Source organism: Type-C symbiont of Plautia stali (assembly GCF_059730935.1).
The window spans coordinates 334,248-350,913 of record NZ_AP035924.1 but is presented as its reverse complement, the minus strand read 5'-3'; the positions used below and the strand labels follow the sequence as shown (position 1 = coordinate 350,913).

16 protein-coding genes are annotated in these 16,666 nt (G+C 57.5%); 9 read left to right on the top strand and 7 right to left on the bottom strand.

The genetic code is table 11. The annotated features are described in order from the left end of the window. The first annotated feature begins 2 nt into the window (after positions 1-2). From arnT to arnF, 3 genes are read left to right on the top strand one after another with little or no spacing between them, the layout of a single operon-like run. Positions 3-1,670 carry a lipid IV(A) 4-amino-4-deoxy-L-arabinosyltransferase gene (arnT, locus tag AC6I7J_RS20730; protein WP_498007260.1) on the top strand — a complete coding sequence of 556 codons (1,668 nt, stop codon included), beginning with the start codon at positions 3-5 and terminating at the stop codon, positions 1,668-1,670. Next, the gene (gene arnE, locus AC6I7J_RS20725) at positions 1,667-1,987 is read left to right on the top strand and encodes a 4-amino-4-deoxy-L-arabinose-phosphoundecaprenol flippase subunit ArnE (RefSeq protein WP_058770201.1); all 321 of its coding nucleotides are present in this window, start codon (positions 1,667-1,669) and stop codon (positions 1,985-1,987) included. The genes arnT and arnE overlap by 4 nt, the downstream gene beginning before the upstream one ends. Then, positions 1,984-2,346: a 4-amino-4-deoxy-L-arabinose-phosphoundecaprenol flippase subunit ArnF gene (arnF, locus tag AC6I7J_RS20720; protein ID WP_498007259.1), complete on the top strand. Its 363-nt coding sequence runs from the start codon at positions 1,984-1,986 to the stop codon at positions 2,344-2,346. Before arnE ends, arnF begins: the two co-directional genes overlap by 4 nt. A 3-nt stretch (positions 2,347-2,349) precedes the next feature. On the opposite strand, the gene AC6I7J_RS20715 is transcribed toward arnF, so the two are convergent. Then, positions 2,350-3,693: an MFS transporter gene (locus AC6I7J_RS20715; protein ID WP_498007258.1), complete on the bottom strand. Its 1,344-nt coding sequence runs from the start codon at positions 3,691-3,693 to the stop codon at positions 2,350-2,352. A 317-nt stretch (positions 3,694-4,010) separates the two neighbouring features. On the opposite strand from AC6I7J_RS20715, the gene AC6I7J_RS20710 reads away from it, so the two are divergent. From AC6I7J_RS20710 to AC6I7J_RS20695, 4 genes are all read left to right on the top strand, one after another. Further along, positions 4,011-5,456 (top strand): sugar porter family MFS transporter, encoded by a 1,446-nt coding sequence (locus AC6I7J_RS20710; RefSeq protein WP_411672205.1) that lies wholly within the window; start codon positions 4,011-4,013, stop codon positions 5,454-5,456. A gap of 147 nt (positions 5,457-5,603) precedes the next feature. Beyond that, positions 5,604-6,425 (top strand): TIM barrel protein, encoded by an 822-nt coding sequence (locus tag AC6I7J_RS20705; protein ID WP_021509387.1) that lies wholly within the window; start codon positions 5,604-5,606, stop codon positions 6,423-6,425. Positions 6,426-6,456: 31 nt separating this feature from the next. Further along, positions 6,457-7,467, top strand: a complete 1,011-nt coding sequence (gene iolG / locus AC6I7J_RS20700; protein WP_222952077.1) for a bifunctional inositol 2-dehydrogenase/D-chiro-inositol 1-dehydrogenase — start codon at positions 6,457-6,459, stop codon at positions 7,465-7,467. Positions 7,468-7,624: 157 nt separating this feature from the next. After that, complete coding sequence (locus AC6I7J_RS20695; RefSeq protein WP_498007257.1) at positions 7,625-8,863, top strand: aromatic amino acid transporter; 1,239 nt, start codon at positions 7,625-7,627, stop codon at positions 8,861-8,863. Positions 8,864-9,067: 204 nt separating this feature from the next. On the opposite strand, the gene AC6I7J_RS20690 is transcribed toward AC6I7J_RS20695, so the two are convergent. Further along, positions 9,068-9,964: an SDR family oxidoreductase gene (locus tag AC6I7J_RS20690; protein ID WP_498007256.1), complete on the bottom strand. Its 897-nt coding sequence runs from the start codon at positions 9,962-9,964 to the stop codon at positions 9,068-9,070. A 99-nt stretch (positions 9,965-10,063) separates the two neighbouring features. Here AC6I7J_RS20690 and AC6I7J_RS20685 point away from each other — a divergent pair, with 99 nt between their 5' ends. Continuing rightward, complete coding sequence (locus AC6I7J_RS20685) at positions 10,064-10,903, top strand: helix-turn-helix transcriptional regulator (RefSeq protein WP_498007255.1); 840 nt, start codon at positions 10,064-10,066, stop codon at positions 10,901-10,903. Positions 10,904-11,089: 186 nt separating this feature from the next. On the opposite strand, the gene uraH is transcribed toward AC6I7J_RS20685, so the two are convergent. The 4 genes from uraH to AC6I7J_RS20665 form a co-directional block, all read right to left on the bottom strand. Beyond that, the gene (uraH, locus tag AC6I7J_RS20680) at positions 11,090-11,503 is read right to left on the bottom strand and encodes a hydroxyisourate hydrolase (protein WP_498007254.1); all 414 of its coding nucleotides are present in this window, start codon (positions 11,501-11,503) and stop codon (positions 11,090-11,092) included. Between the two features lie 139 nt (positions 11,504-11,642). Beyond that, positions 11,643-12,743 carry an NADH:flavin oxidoreductase/NADH oxidase gene (locus tag AC6I7J_RS20675; RefSeq protein ID WP_498007253.1) on the bottom strand — a complete coding sequence of 367 codons (1,101 nt, stop codon included), beginning with the start codon at positions 12,741-12,743 and terminating at the stop codon, positions 11,643-11,645. A gap of 364 nt (positions 12,744-13,107) precedes the next feature. Then, positions 13,108-14,022 (bottom strand): SDR family oxidoreductase, encoded by a 915-nt coding sequence (locus AC6I7J_RS20670; protein ID WP_498007252.1) that lies wholly within the window; start codon positions 14,020-14,022, stop codon positions 13,108-13,110. Positions 14,023-14,058: 36 nt separating this feature from the next. Next, complete coding sequence (locus AC6I7J_RS20665) at positions 14,059-14,796, bottom strand: SDR family oxidoreductase (RefSeq protein WP_498007251.1); 738 nt, start codon at positions 14,794-14,796, stop codon at positions 14,059-14,061. 119 nt (positions 14,797-14,915) lie between these two features. On the opposite strand from AC6I7J_RS20665, the gene AC6I7J_RS20660 reads away from it, so the two are divergent. Continuing rightward, complete coding sequence (locus tag AC6I7J_RS20660; RefSeq protein WP_498007472.1) at positions 14,916-15,830, top strand: LysR family transcriptional regulator; 915 nt, start codon at positions 14,916-14,918, stop codon at positions 15,828-15,830. Positions 15,831-15,872: 42 nt separating this feature from the next. Here AC6I7J_RS20660 and AC6I7J_RS20655 read toward each other — a convergent pair whose 3' ends face one another. Continuing rightward, positions 15,873-16,604, bottom strand: a complete 732-nt coding sequence (locus AC6I7J_RS20655) for an N-acyl amino acid synthase FeeM domain-containing protein (RefSeq protein ID WP_498007250.1) — start codon at positions 16,602-16,604, stop codon at positions 15,873-15,875. Positions 16,605-16,666: the final 62 nt, after the last annotated feature.

Here is a 16,666-nt window from a genome sequence, read left to right as displayed (position 1 = left end):
GTATGGAAACACCGATGCGCAGCCGCACCCGCATAGTGCTGCTGATAGCGCTTTTTGCTCTCTATTATCTGATCCCGGTGCCATTCCGCGATCTCTGGCAGCCGGATGAAACCCGCTATGCCGAAATCAGCCGCGAGATGCTGCTGAGCGGTAACTGGGTGGTGCCGCACTTTTTCGATTTGCGCTACTTCGAGAAGCCGATTGCCGGTTACTGGGTCAATAATCTTGGCCAGCTGTTATTTGGGCATAATAATTTTGGCGTGCGCGCCGGTGCGATTATCTGTACCACGCTGAGTGCCCTGCTGATCTACTGGCTGGGCAAGCGGATGTTCGCCAGCCGCAAAATAGCGCTCACCGCCAGCGTGATCTTTCTTACCTCGCTGCTGGTTTACGGCATCGGCACTTACGCCGTGCTCGATCCGATTCTGCTGTTGTGGCTGGTGGCGGCGATGTGCAGCTTTTGGTTTGCTGCGCAGGCGCACAGTACCTCACAGCGGCTGACGGGCTATGTGCTGCTCGGCGTGGCCTGTGCCATGGGCTTCATGACCAAAGGCTTTCTGGCGCTGGCGGTGCCGGTGCTGGCGATTGTGCCCTGGGTGCTCTGGCAGCGACGTTTTGGCGAACTGCTGCGCTGGGGCCCGCTTACTGTACTGGTGGCGGCCGCGATCAGCGCGCCCTGGGCGCTGTCCATTCAGCATCAGGAAGGCGATTTCTGGCACTACTTCTTCTGGGTCGAACATATTCAGCGCTTCGCGGAGAGCGATGCGCAGCACAAAGCCCCGTTCTGGTATTACCTGCCGGTGCTGCTGGCAGGCTGTTTGCCATGGCTCGGCCTGTTGCCGGGCGCGCTGAGCGGCGCATGGCGACAGCGTCAACAGCACGCTGCCGCGATCTATTTGCTTAGCTGGGTTGTACTGCCGCTGTTGTTCTTTAGCATCGCCAAAGGCAAACTGCCGACCTATATCCTGCCGTGCTTTGCGCCGCTGGCGTTGTTGATGGCGCATTATGCGCACGGTAACACCGCGCGCCTGAAACAGGCGTTGGCGGTAAATGGCTGGATTAACCTGCTGTTTGGTCTGGGCGCTACGCTGCTGGTTGTGGTGGTGCTGGCACCCTGGGGGCTGGCGCACCATCCGGTGTACGCGCGCGATGAGTTGCTGCGGGTACTGTGCGCTGCGCTGGCATTTGCCGGCTGGGCGGTGATGGGCTGGTTAAGCCTGAAAACAGGCCGCTGGCAACTGGCTGCGCTTTGCCCGCTGGCATTGGCGCTTCTGGTCGGGTTTGCTATCCCGCAAAAGGTGCGTGATAGCAAACAGCCGCAGAGCTTCGTCAGTGCCGTGCGGCCACAGCTGGCGCAGAGCCGCTATCTGGTGGTGGACAATTCCGGCATCGCTTCTGCGGTCGCATGGGAATTGCGCCGCAGCGATATCACTTTCTTCGATGAAAAAGGTGAGCTGGAGTACGGACTGGGTTATCCCGATGCAAAAACGCGCTACGTCGACGGGGAAGCCTTCGCCGACTGGCTGCGCCTGCATCGCCGGCAGGGTCCGGTAGCGCTGGTGCTGCTGCTGAATTCTGACGAAAAGCAAGCGGATGCGCATCTGCCGGTGCCGGACGATGTCTATCAGCAGGGACGGCTGGTCTACTACGGCTACAACGCGACACCATGAATCTGCTGCTGATCCTGCTGGTAAGCCTGCTCAGTTGTGCCGCCCAGCTGTGCCAGAAACAGGCGGCCCACTGCGGCGGGCACCGCCTGTTCGGCTGGCTGGTGCTCAGCCTGCTGCTGCTGGGGACGGCGATGGTGCTGTGGCTGGTGGTATTGCGCACCGTGCCGGTCAGCGTGGCTTACCCGATGCTGAGCCTGAATTTTGTGCTGGTGGCGGTGGCGGCGCGCGTCATCTGGCGTGAGACCTACACGCGGCGGCAGTGGCTGGGTACGCTGGCGATCGTTGCCGGGGTTGCGCTGATGGGGAGCCATCTGTGAAGGGCTGGCTGCTGGCGCTGGCCAGCGTGCTGCTGGTGTCACTGGCACAGCTGCTGCTGCGCACGGCGATGCTCGCACTGCCACCGCTGGATACATGGATCGCACTACCGTGGCAGCATGGTCTGATACCGTTAATCGGCGGACTGGCCGCCTACGGCTGCTCGATGCTGTGCTGGCTGCTGGCACTGCGGCTGTTGCCGCTCAACCGGCTCTATCCGCTGCTCAGTATGAGCTATGTGCTGGTGTGGCTGGCCGCCATTTCCCTGCCAGCCTTGCATGAAATCTTCCGCTGGAGCAGTCTTGCTGGCGTCATATTGATCGTCTGCGGCCTGCTGTGCGTGGCGCTGCCGCGCCGTTAACCGTTAATGCTGCTGCCATGGGTGATATTCACCCTGGCGGCGGGCTGGCGCCGTTTCCGGCAGACGCAGCAGGCCGAACAATGAAATCACCCCCAGCACTGCAACATACAGCGCCAGACCATACCAGTGGCCGTGGGTCACCTGCAGAATTTTCACCGCCACCAGTCCGAGTACGCCGCTGCCGATAAGCGAACCGATCTGCCAGATCACCGCGATACCGCTGCAGCGAATGTGCGTGGGAAACAGTTCGGGGAACCATGACGCCTGCGGGGCATAACACATGCTGTGACCCAGCGTCAGCGCCACGATCATCGCCAGCTGCGTGAGCCAGTAGCTGTTGTGCGCCAGCGCGAGAAAAAAGGGCACGATCGAGAGCATGATCAGCAGCGTGCCGATCAGGTAAACCGGCTTGCGACCGATGCGGTCGGAAAGGGCACCCATCAGCGGGATCGCCAGTACTTCGAGGATCACCGCGACGATCATACAGTTCATCAAAATGCCGGCATCAAGCTGATTAGCCTTACCCCAGGCAAGGATGATGACGGTAAACAGGGCGAAGGCGCAGGCTTCGATCAGTTTCGCTGCCACACCGTTGACCACCAGCCGCGGATTACCACGCAGCACCTCTTTTAACGGCCTGGATTCTGCTGCTTTGGTTTCACGAATGGCGGCGAAGACCGGCGATTCATCAATGCGCAGGCGAATAAACAGGCCGACAATCACCAGCAGGGCGCTGAGCAGAAAAGGCACGCGCCAGCCCCAGTCCATCATCTGCTCCGCGCTCAGCGCGGCATTAAGCACAGCGAACAGCGCCAGCGGCAGCAGAAACCCGACCGGAGCACCAATCTGCACCCAGCTGGCAAAGAAACCGCGCCGGGAAGGCTGCGCATATTCGGCCGTCATTAATACCGCGCCCGCCTGTTCGCCGCCGACGCCAAACCCCTGCAGCAAGCGGATGGCAATCAGTAATACCGGGGCCCAGACGCCAATTTTTTCGTAGGTTGGCAACAGGCCAATGCAGAACGTGCCAAGGCCCACGATCAGGATGGTCGCCACCAGCGCCTTTTTGCGTCCCACTTTGTCGCCGATGTGCCCAAACACCATGCCGCCAATGGGACGTGCGAGGAAGCCAACCGCATAAGTGGCGAAGGCAGCGAGTGTGCTGACCAGCGGATCGTGACTGGGAAAGAACAGATGGCCAAAGAACAGTACCGCTGCCGTACCGTAAGCGAAAAAGTCGTAATACTCTGCCGCTGTGCCTATCGCCGAGGCGCTGGCGACGCGGCGGATCAACGATTTAGGGTGAGCTTCAGCGGTATCAGATTGAGCAACAGTTGATGAGGCCATGACAAATCCCGAAGAGGTTAAAGAGCGACTACCATACAAGAAGGTTTGTGCAGTTGTTGCGCGATTGATCACAAAGCGTGGCGACTCTCGGCGTAAAGGGGCCGATCTGCTGCGCTTCCATAACCACCTCGCCCGATCTTCATTCGCCTTTTTTCGGCTGATGTAAATCCATCAAAATAAACCGGTCAAAAGGCTTGAACTCACAATTTGAAAAGCAGGTTTCAAATATAAATTAACATGAAATAAAAATGCCGATAGCCTGGACGCGCTGCTTTGTTCTGATGCTTTTCCTAACGCATTTTTTACCAGGAGGTATTATGGAAAAAGAACTTTATCTCTCCACCAACACCGCGTCCGGCCCCAACAGCACAACAAAAACCGAACCCTTCGTAAAAATCATCGCGCTGGTGGCGACACTCGGCGGGCTGCTGTTTGGTTACGATACCGGCGTGGTATCCGGTGCGCTGCTCTTCATGCGCAGTGATTTGCATCTCACGCCGTTCACTACCGGGCTGGTGACCAGTTCACTGTTGTTCGGCGCTGCCTTTGGCGCGCTGCTGGCAGGGCACTTCGCGGATGCCCTCGGGCGCCGCAAAATCATCATCACGCTGGCCTTTATTTTTGCCCTCGGCGCGGTCGGCTCTGCCTTCGCACCTGATGTGGTGACGATGATTGCGTCACGCCTGTTTCTTGGTATTGCCGTTGGCGGGGCGGCTGCCACCGTGCCGGTGTATATCGCGGAAATTGCCCCGGCGAATAAACGCGGTCAACTGGTGACTCTGCAGGAGCTGATGATTGTCTCTGGCCAGCTGCTGGCCTATGTCTCCAATGCCGCCTTCAATGAAATCTGGGGTGGCGAACACACCTGGCGCTGGATGCTGGCCATCTCCACCGTGCCCGCCGTGCTGTTGTGGATCGGGATGATCTTTATGCCGGAAAGTCCACGCTGGCACGTCATGCGCGGCAACACCGCTGGCGCGCGCAGGGTGCTGGAGAAAACCCGGGCGGCGGAGGACGTAGAGTGGGAACTGGAGGAGATCGAAGAGACCATCGAAGAGCATCGCCAGCAAGGCAAAGGTCGCCTGCGTGATCTGCGCACGCCATGGTTGCGCAAAGTGTTTTTACTGGGAATTGGCATTGCCGCCATCCAACAGCTGACCGGTGTGAATACCATCATGTACTACGCGCCAACCATGCTCACTGCTACCGGCCTGAGCAACGATGCGGCGTTGTTCGCCACCATCGCCAACGGCGTGATCTCGGTAATCATGACGCTGGTGGGGATCGTGATAATCGGTAAGGTTGGTCGTCGTCCGCTGGTGCTGATAGGGCAGATGGGATGTACCGCCTGCCTGTTCTTTATCGCTACGGTGTGCCTGCTAATGCCAGAGTATCACGCCGGTGGTGCGGTTAATCTGCTGCGGGCCTACCTGGTACTGGCCGGAATGCTGATGTTTTTATGTTTTCAGCAGGGCGCGCTGTCACCGGTCACCTGGTTGCTGCTGTCGGAAATCTTTCCGGCGCGCATGCGCGGCATTTGCATGGGGGGGGCCGTTTTTGCCTTGTGGATTGCCAACTTCGCCATTTCCATGGCCTTCCCGCTGTTGCTGGCCGCCTTTGGCCTGGCTGGCGCTTTCCTGACTTTCGCTGTGATCGGGATCGGCGGCGCCCTGTTTGTACTGCGCGCTATCCCGGAAACCAAAGGGCGCAGCCTGGAACAGGTCGAACACTATTTCTATGAACTGTATGACGGCAAAGGCTAAATGTGAGGGCGATCAGATTGCGCTCAGGCTGATGTAAATCACTCAAAGAAGCCGCAGAGCGGGCAAAAAAGATAACTTACTATCAGGGCATGTCAGTACCTTGCAGCAAACAGAACCTTACCCAGTGATTATTATCCAGGAAAGATCATGACCTACAAAATAAGCAGTGACCGATTCTGTGTTAACCGTAAAATTGCCCCTCATCTCAGCATGGCGGAATTCTTCGCGCTGGTGGAACAGCTGGGATTAAATAAAGTTGAAATACGCAATGATATGAAAAGCGGCAGCGTGACCGACGGCGCAGGCGGTGAGGAAGTGCGTCGCCTGGCAGCGCAGCATCAGCTTGAGATCGAAACCATCAACGCGGTGTATCCCTTCAACCAGTTAGATGATGCGGTGCTGGAAAAAACGCGCGCGCTGTTAGCCGATGCGCGCGCCACCGGGGCGAAAGCGCTGGTGCTCTGTCCGCTCAATGATGGGACGCCGGTGAGTAATGAGCAAACCGTACAGGCGCTGCAAATCCTGGCGCCGCTGTTTGCCGAATATGGTGTTGCCGGGCTGGTTGAACCGCTCGGTTTTCCGCAGAGCTCACTGCGCTCCGCCGCGCTGGCGCAGCAGCTTATCGCTCAGGCCGGCGTGCCGTTTAACATCGTACTCGATACCTTCCATCATCACCTGTACGAAGGCGCCGAACAGGATTTTGCCGGTGGCGTAGACGTGAATCACATCGGCCTGGTGCATCTCTCTGGCGTAACGGATGCGCGCCCGACTCATCAACTCACCGACGAAGAGCGCATCATGCTGAGCGCGGATGACCTGCTGAAATCCCGCGAGCAGGTGCAGCGCCTGGAAGAGATGGGCTATCGCGGTGTTTATGCTTTCGAGCCGTTTTCTTCGGTGATGGAGAGCTGGAGTGCCGAGGATATTGCGCGTGAAATCCGCAGCAGCATTGACTATCTCAACCACTAACCAATCCGGCATTTTGCTGAAGGAACCTCGCATGACACTCAATATTGGTGTAATCGGCACTGGCGCTATCGGCCGTGAACACATTCGTCGTTGCAGCCAGGTGCTGCAGCATGCGCGCGTGGTCGCGCTTAATGATATCAATCGCAGCAACTGTGAGCAGGTGATTAGCGAGCTCGGCTTGCAGGCGGAGATATACGACAACGCGCACGATTTAATCGCCGCGCCGGAGGTGCAGGCCATTCTGGTCACCTCATGGGGCCCGACTCATGAAGAGTTTGTGCTGGCAGCCATCAAAGCCGGCAAAGCGGTATTCTGCGAGAAGCCACTGGCAGTGACCGCGCAGGGCTGTATGAACATTGTCGAAGCGGAAATTGCCGCAGGCAAAAAACTGGTGCAGGTGGGTTTTATGCGACCGTACGACAGCGGCTATCGCGCGCTGAAAGCGATTATCGACGGCGGCACCCTGGGTGAGCCGCTGATGCTGCACTGCGCGCACCGCAATCCTGCGGTCGGCGATGCTTATACCACCGATATGGCGATCACCGATACGCTGATCCATGAACTTGACGTGCTGCGCTGGCTGCTGAATGATGATTATGTCAGTGCGCAGGTGATTTACCCACGCAAGACCCGCCACGCGTCATCGCACCTGAAGGATCCGCAGATTGTGCTGCTGGAAACCGCGAAGGGCATCCGCATTGATGTCGAGATCTTCGTTAACTGCGCCTATGGTTACGACATTCAGTGTGAGGTGGTTGGCGAGAGCGGCATTGCCCGCCTGCCTGAACCAATGTCGGTACAGACCCGCCACGCGGCGCAGCTCTCCACCGGCATTCTGACCGACTGGAAAAAGCGTTTTATCGCTGCGTATGACGTTGAGCTGCAGGATTTCATCAACAACGTGCTGTCGGGCAATATGACAGGCCCGTCGGCGTGGGACGGCTATGCCGCCGCCGTGGCAGCCGATGCCTGTGTTGCGGCACAGAACAACGGTGACATTGTCCCGATTACCATGCCGCCACGTCCGGCTTTCTATTGTTAATCCCGCAAAATCACGGCTGGCGCACCGGAACCGGTGCGCTTTTATGTGACATTGTCACCTGTTGACAGCTGTCTTCCCGTCAGTCACCGCCGCGCCTCACATTTGTTAGCGATCCCGTGTATCATCGCCGCCTTTATGTTGTGCAAGGAAAAGTGTGATGACGGAGAGCGTAATGGCGCGCCGCCAGCCCTCGATATGGTGGGGCGCCATGATCATCTGTGGGACGGTAGTGGGCGCCGGTATGTTTACGTTGCCGATCGTGATGGCCGGGGCGTGGTTTGGCTGGGCGCTGCTGCTGCTGGGCATCAGCTGGGGCGCAATGCTGCTCTCCGGGCTGCTGTTTATGCGTGTCAGCCTGCATTATCCGCCGGGCGCGGGTTACGATACGCTGACGCGCGATTTGCTCGGGCGCGGCTGGGCCAGTATCAATGGCCTCAGCATCCTGTTTGTGCTGGGCATTCTCACCTACGCTTATATTTCAGCCAGCGGTCCGGTTTATCAGCACTCGCTGAATCAGCTTGGCGTGCCGCTCTCAACCGCCGGGGCCAAAATCGCACTGACGTTGTGTGTCGCCGCCGTGGTGTGGCTCGGCACCACCGGTGTCAGTCGTTTGATGACGTTCTGCGTGCTGGCAAAAATCCTGCTATTGATTTTGCTGTTTGGCGGACTGTTAACCCAGGTAGACGTGCCCTCGCTGTTCGCTGCCGCCGCGCCGGGAGACAGCTACTGGCCTTACGCACTGGGCGTGCTGCCGTTCTGTCTGGCCTCTTTTGGCTATCACGGTAACATCACCGGACTGGTGAGTTATTATCAGCGCCGCGAGTCGCCGGTGACACGCGCGCTGGTGCTGGGCACGCTGATGTCGCTGGCGCTGTACCTGTTCTGGATTGTCTGCACCATGGGGAATTTGCCGCGCGCCGCGTTTCCTGACATCGTGCAGCAGGGTGGAGATATTGCCGCGCTGATGGCCGCGCTGCGCGATCATCTGCACGTGCGCGCGTTGTCGCTGATGATGTCGGTGTTCTCACATTTTGCGGTGATTGCCTCGTTTCTCGGCGTGACGGCGGGCCTGTTTGATTTCATCGCTGACCGCCTCGGCTGGGGGCATTCCCCGCGCGCGCGGCTGCAAACCGCGTGCCTGACATTTTTGCCGCCGCTGCTCGCTTCGCTATGGTGGCCGCATGGCTTCGTCGCCGCCATCGGTTTTGCCGGTCTGTTTGCCACGCTGTGGGCGGTGATTATTCCTGCGCTGCTGGCGCGGCGTGCGCAACAGCGTTTCGCCGATCGGCCGCGTACGCCACTGGCGATTGGCCTGGTGCTGCTTTTCGGCGCGTTGAATGTGCTGGCATGGACGCTGAGCTGGCTGGGTGTGTTACCGCAATTTGCTGCGGCCTGAGTGGCGAGAGCCATGGGGTTCAGAGGTATTCGTAGCGGCGCGATTTATCGCGCGAATCTGGCCACCGCGCCGTTGTAGATTGTGCGATAAATTGCACCGCTTACGGTCACAGCACCAGCTCGTAGCGGCGCGATTTATCGCGCTAATCCACCCGCCGCAGCGTTGAAATTATGCAATGAATTGCGCCGCTACCCGGCGCTGGGGCTACGACTGGGTTGAATAATTCACTCTGCTTAAATCAGCGATAAGACCCGGTCCGTTGGGCTGCCAGTTGAGCTGCTGCCGCGTCCAGGCACCGCTGGCACGCAGATCCAGCCTGGCGAAAGCGGCGAACCAGCCGAAATGCTCCGCGGCCTGATCGGCTTTCAGCGAAACGGCAGGAATACCCAGCCCTGCTGCCACGGTTTCAGCAATCAGCCGTGAGGCAATACTTTCCTCTGCTACCGCATGATACCGTTTGCCGCGTTCGCCTTGCTCAAGCACTTTTACGTACAGCCCGGCGACGTCATCAACGTGTGCCGCGCACCAGGCGTTTTCACCTCCGCCGATATAAGCTGCCGCGCCTTTCTCCCTGGCAAGAGCGATGTAATAGCTGATTAATCCCTGACGTTCGGTGTTGTGAACCTGAGGTAAACGCACCACACGTAGATCGATTCCCGATTCAAGGAGCTTAGTACCTTCCAGCTCCGAGGCGACGCGTGGGTTAGGGTGTGCCGGGTTGAAATTCTGCTCAAGAGCGGGCTGGCCGCTGCCGTCATCACCCATTCCAGTACCAGAAGTGATGAGCAGCGGACGCTGACTGCCCTGCAACACAGAGCCAATCGCGCGAATAACGCGGCGGTCTTTTTCGCAATTATCGACAAAACGACTGAAATCATGATCGAAAGCGGTATGGATCACCGCATCACATTGGTCAATGCCAGCAATCCACGCCTGGGGATCTTCCAGCGTACCGCGCTGGGCTGTCGCGCCCTTATCGTTTAACTGCTGAGCTGCTTCTTCTGAACGTACAAGACCGGTCACCTGATGGCCGCGAGCCTGCAGGGCCGATACTACGCGTGAGCCGATAAAGCCCGTCGCACCCGTTATAAAAATACGCATAGCCTGTCTCCTGAGTGATTTAGTGCGACAGCGTAAGCGCGGATCTTTTACTATTAAAGTAGTGAGGTTATCAGGGTATAAACATTAACAGGGTGATTTATGACGCTGCTTTCTGAAAATCCGCTGGGTGAGTTTTTAAGGGCACGCCGTCTGGCAATTGACCCGGCTTCGTTTGGTTTTTTGCCCGGCCGCCGCCGTACGCCGGGCCTGCGCCGCGAAGAAGTTGCCCAGCTCGCGAATATCAGCCCGACCTGGTACACCTGGCTTGAGCAGGGCCGGGGGGGAGCGCCCTCGCGTGAGGTACTGAACCGCATTGCTGCCGGACTGCGGCTTACGTCTACCGAGCGCGATCATCTGTTTATCCTCGCGTTTGGGCATCCGCCAGAAAACCGGGTAAGTCGGTCCGACAGCATAACCCCACGGCTGCAACGCGTACTGGAAAGCCTGACGATTCCGGCGATTATCAAAACCGCCACCTGGGATGTGGTGGCATGGAATCACCCGGCGACGGTTGTGCTGAAGGATTACGGGCAACTTCCGCCCGCGCGGCGCAATATTCTGCGCCTGCTTTTTACCGATCAGGATGCGCGGGGGATGCAAGACGACTGGGAGGGTGTGGCCCGGCTCATCGTCAACGCCTTTCGGGCGGATGCCGCGCGCCTGGGTGCTTCAGAGGAAATTGATCGACTGGTTGAGGAGCTATCCGCTCAAAGTGCTGACTTCGCCCGCCTGTGGCGTAACAACGATGTGGCCGGGCATGGCGAAGGGTTTAAGGTGCTGCATCATCCGCAAATGGGAACGATTGCCCTGGAGTTCTCGACCTTTTCTGTTGAAGGCAGGCCGGATTTAACGATGATGCTCTTTAATCCGGCAACCGATGAAAGCAGAGCGAAAACAGAGCGCTGGATTTCACAGAACCCAGCTCAGCGCGAAAGCTGAGTCAGGCAGTTTTTAATGCGTCAGCCAGCACGCTATAGCAATCACACCAGCCGAAAAAACAGGCTTACCCTGTAATGGGCAGGAGAAACGGAATAGAGATTCTCCTGCCTCATTCAATCGCTTAACGAGGCAACGGTTCAACAAAACGTACTGGTATAAATATACCGTCCGCAGCGCCTTTTTTGCTTAGTTGCCGCGATAGGTGGAGTAGCCGTACTGGCTGAGCAGCAGTGGAATATGGTAGTGCTGATCGGCATTATCCAGGTTGAACATCACCGGGATTTCCGGGAAGAAGGTCGGCTGACTGTTTTTTTTGTAATAGTCACCGGTTTTAAAAATTACGCGGTAAATCCCGATCTGCGCCTTCTGGCCCGCCGGGTAAAGCGCCGGAATACGTCCCTGTTCGTTGGTGGTGCCCTGCGCCAGTTTCACCCACTCTTCACCCTGTTTCTTATCCAGTTCGACCTCAATACCTGCGGTCGGTACACCGGTTTGCAGATTCAGCACATGCACGCTCAGGGGATTTTTCATCTCAGCGGCCAGGCCGCTCACGCTGAAAGCGCAGAGCGCGCCGCCCAGTAAATAATGCTGCAATTTCATCTCATCTTCCTTTTGGTTAATTGGCCGGGAAAGCATAAGACGAAAATAGTGCGGTCGCGCACAATGGGCTGAAATCTGTGAAATTTCCCAGAACAGAACAGAACAGAACCGGCAACCGGGCGGCTGCCGGTCAGGGGAACTACTGGTTGCTGATCAGGGTGCCTTTCAGGCCGTGCGGTTCGGAACGCAGATACTGCGGCGGCGCTTTGGCCTGCGCGCCCAGTTCGGCGGCGGCGTGCCATGGCCAGCGTGGGTCATACAGCACCGCGCGTGCCAGCGCAATCAAATCGGCATCCTGCTCCTGCAGCGCCTGCTCGGCCTGTTTCGGTTCGGTAATCAGCCCCACGCCAATCACCGGAATCGAGACCTGCTGGCGAATCTCGCGGGCGAACGGCAACTGATAACCTGGACCGACGCTGATTTGCTGCTGTGGCGCCAGGCCACCGCTGGAGACGTGAATATAGGCGCATCCTGCGGCTTCAAGCTGCTGGCTGAAAACAATCGATTGCTGATTATCCCAGCCGCCCTCGATCCAGTCGGTGGCAGACAGCCGCACGCCAACCGGGATTTCCGCTGGCAGCGCAGCGCGCAGCGCCTTGAACACCTCAAGCGGAAAACGCAGACGGTTCTCTAATGAGCCGCCATATTCATCGCCACGCTGGTTGCTGAGCGGCGACAGAAACTGGTGCAGCAAATAGCCGTGCGCAGCATGCAGTTCGACCAGCTGAATGCCGATGCGTACCGCGCGCAGAGCGCTATCGACAAAGGTTTTTTTGAGCTGCGCCAGATCCTGTTTGCTCAGTGCGGCCGGCGGACGTTCATCCTGTCCAAACGGCTGCGCAGACGGCGCGACGGTCTGCCAGCCGCCGTGTTCCTCAGAGAGCTGCGCACCGCCTTGCCATGGCGCAGCACAGGACGCTTTGCGCCCGGCGTGACCCAACTGAATGCCAATCGGCAGGGTAGCGTAGCGCCGCACGTCCTGCAGCACGCTGGCCAGCGCGGCTTCTGTCGCGTCGTCCCATAACCCCAGGTCGCCCGGCGTGATACGGCCAATGGGTTCCACTGCCGTCGCCTCGATAATCAGCAGTCCCGCGCCAGAGAGCGCCAGCTGGCCGAGATGAATGCGGTGCCAGGCCGTTGCCTGACCTTCTTCCGCTGAGTATTGGCACATCGGTGCAATCACAATACGATTTTCCAGCGACAACTCGCCAAGCTGCGTCGCGCTAAACAGTAAACTCATGCATACCTCATATCCGCACGTTAATGACTCACTACAGCATAGGAGCTACAGCCGGATTTGCAGCAATGCCAGATGTAAGCGGCAATGACACACATTAATTACAACATACTTTTAGTGATTGATATAATGGCGCCGGGTTCGGCTAACGCGCCGGTAAGGCTGATTAGCGCCTTCTATTCAAACCGGGGGCTGAGGTTTAACAGAACGCAAGCTAACGCTAAGGGATGCTGAATTGTTGGTAGGGTGTACGAGCAAGGATATTTAATAAAGCAAAGCCACAGATAAGGATGACAACGGTGTGCATTTCCGGCGCTCCTGTTTGCGTGTTAAAGCGACCGGCGAGCGATCCCGCCGGTCACGCCTGTTATCCTTCACACGACGGTGCTTTTGCTGGTGTCAGAAGATCGGACAGTCCAACCCGATGTAGCATTTCGGCGCGCAAACGGTCGATGACCGCAAAGCCGATATTCGCGCCGTCTTCGGACGGATCGTTATGCACACGAAATGGACGCGTACCAAAAGGCATACCGACAACATCGGCAATCTGTGCTGCAACGCGCGCCGGATCGGCATCTTCCGGCACTATCTCCGCAAAGGCCTTTTGCACAACATCTCCGAAACCGGCATAAGGACCTGCTTCATACTCCGCGACACGCCCGGTGTCGGCAGGACTTCCAGAATGGGCAAAATGGTTGGTCCCTTTGGTAAAGGCTCCCGGCACGATGATTGTCGTCTCAATGCCGAATCGGCTGAGCTCGCGCGCATACTGAACGGCAAGCGTATCCATCGCCGCTTTGGCGGCAAAATAAGGGGCCAGATAGGGCGGTGTGCCGCCGGTCACGCTGGAACTGGAAATCCAGACCAGCAGGCCTTCACGTCGGGAGCGCATATGCGGCAGTATGGCCCGGTTGACGCGCTGCGTTCCCAGTACGTTAACGTCATATTGCTGGGCGAACTGCTCTGGCGTGAAGGCTTCGGCCGGACCGAACATCATGTGGCCAGCATTGTGTACCACCACATCAAGCTTTCCGGCGTCGGATATTACCGTTTCAATGGCAGCATCAACCGATTTATCGCACTGAACATCAAGTTCCAGCGGCCGAAGGTCAATTCCTTCCCGCGTGGAAAGTTCGTTTAACTGGCGGACATTTGCGGCATTACGGCCCGCAATACCCCGCATTGATGCATAAACGGTATGGCCAGCACGAGCCAGCGCTTCGGCAGTCATGCGACCGAAGCCGCTTGACGATCCGGTCACCAGGATAATCTTCTGAGACATAACAGTACTCCTTTGACTCAATCTGCAGTTTGCGGCTCAGACCATTCCGCCATTGGCGCGCAGGATCTGTCCGTTCATCCAGCTGCCCTGTGGTCCGGCGAGGAAAGAAACAACACTGGCGATATCCTCAGGCGTGCCGAGGCGTTCCAGCGGATTCATTTTGGACATGCGCGCGATCAGTTCATCGCTTTTCCCGTTGAGGAAGAGGTCGGTGGCAGTCGGACCGGGCGCGACGGCATTGACGGTGATGCTGCGTCCGCGCATCTCTTTGGACATGATGGTTGTCAGTGTTTCGACGGCCGCCTTGGTCGCGGCATAGACGCTATAATTCTCAAGCTTAAGCCCGACAACCGACGTGGAGAAGTTGATGATGCGCCCGCCAGAACGCAGGCGGTTTGCCGCTTCGCGCAGGGTGTTAAACGTCCCCTTCAGATTGATGTCAATCTGCTTGGTAAGACTCTGATCGTCGGCGCTGGCCAGCGGAGACAGCATCATTACGCCGGCATTATTGACGAGCACATCAATAGCGCCAAACGCAGATTCGGCTAAATCGAACATGCGTTTTACCTGGCTGGCATCAGCAACGTCCGCCTGCGCGGTGATGGCTCTGCCACCGGCGGCTTCGATCTCCTCAACCACGGCGGCAGCAGCCTCTGCGTTGCCGGCATAGTTCACCACGATGGCAAAGCCGTCCGCAGCAAGCTGCCTGGCAATGGCGGCACCAATTCCGCGGGATGCACCGGTTACGATTGCAACTTTCTCTGAAGCAGACATAGATATTCTCCCATTTTCGCGCGGTATCGCGCCTGAACACGGAGAAACTCTAGCACTGTATCTTTTCCGGATAATCAGTCACTATCTGGTATCAGAATTCGATAATGACGAACAATACCATGGATAGAATTGATACGATGCGCGTCTTTACTCGTGTGGTAGCGCGCCGTAGCTTCACAAGGGCGGCGCAAGACCTCGGCCTGCCACGCTCGACCGTAACGGACGCAATTAAGCAACTTGAGTCGCGCCTCGGGATTAAGCTGCTGGAACGCACCACGCGTCACGTCAGCCCGACGCTGGACGGTGAAGCCTACTACAAGCGCTGCGTTTCTATACTGGACGATATCGAGGATGCCGAGGGGGCGTTTGCCGGCGCCCGACCGAAGGGATTGTTGCGTGTCGATGTTCATGGCACGCTGGCAAGACATTTTGTTCTGCCGCATCTTCCTTGTTTTCTCGAAGCTTATCCTGATATCGAAATCTATCTGAGCGAGGGTGACCGGCTGGTCGATCTGGTGCGTGAGGGAATTGATTGTGTCCTGCGTGTCGGAACGCCGCAGGACAGCGATATGATCGCACGGTGCGTCGCCACGCTGGAAGAGGTCACGGTCGCTTCGCCCGGTTACGTCTCCCGGTTCGGGCTTCCGTCGGATCCGGATGAACTGCATTCCGGCCACAGGATGATCGGATTCCGCACCACGGGCAGTAGCGGCATACTCCCGCTGGAATTCAGGGTGGACGGCAAGCGCATCACCACGACGATCAAAACTTCAATTACCGTTAATGCGGCTGATACCTTTGTATCCGTGGCGCGCATGGGTCTCGGCATCATCCAGGTGCCGCGTTATCACGTGGAAGATGATCTGAAGACGGGGGCGCTTGTCGAATTGCTCAAAGCCTTTCCACCTGAACCGTCTCCCGTCTCTGTCCTGTATCCGCGTAACCGACAGCTATCACCCAGAGTCAGGGTCTTCATCGAATGGCTAAAAGAACTCTTCCTGCAGCACGACGTGGATAGCAATGCCGGCAAGTAATCTGTGTGAAAATCGAAAACGGTGCAGAGGAGGCTGGCGCCGTCACAGATTACACAGATATTGATAGAGCTCCGCGTCCCGCTGATCTGGCGTAAAGCGCGGGCAGCTGTGGCACTGCTGGCTCAGCGTGCGGTAGTGCTGCAGTAAACCAAGTTCACGCAGCATGCGAAGCCAGCCCATCGGGCCATAACACTGCTGCTCATAAATTTTGTCGCGGATACTTTTCACGTCCACGCGCAGCAGCGTGGCGTTAAGGTCACTGTAATCCGGGTGCTTTTTGGTGCCGCCGACCTGTTTGAACAGAAAATTGCGCTCGTAAAACGCAGCAACCTTCTCTTTGACCTGAATAAAGATGTCATCCACCTGTTCAATGAAAATGGTGTAGATCATGATTTTCAGGTACAGCATAAACACAATATTTTCACTGTCTGCCTGATAGCGTACCGACAGCGTGCCAATCTCTACCACTTTGCGCTTTTCCAGCTGCAGGGCGGCCATCTCTTCACGGAAAAGTTTGCTGCATGGCAGACAGTTATTGTGATTGGCGATGACGCTTAGCGTGCCGAGGATATCCTGGCCTTTGCGGGCGAGAAACAGCGTGCTTTCCGGATTCAGCAGCCCTTCGTTATAGAGAAAAATTGAGCGTTTTTCCTTAACGATGCCACTGCGCCGGTACTGTTCGTTGGTCACCTCCATCCCTTTGAGGAAGTCAATCAATCCGCTTGCCGGTGTAATGCTGATGCGCTGATCGATACCATTAAGTATCCTGCACATTCTGTGGGTTCTTTTTGTCAGTACGCCATCAGAGATAGCGCTGCTAATCACTGATTTCCTTG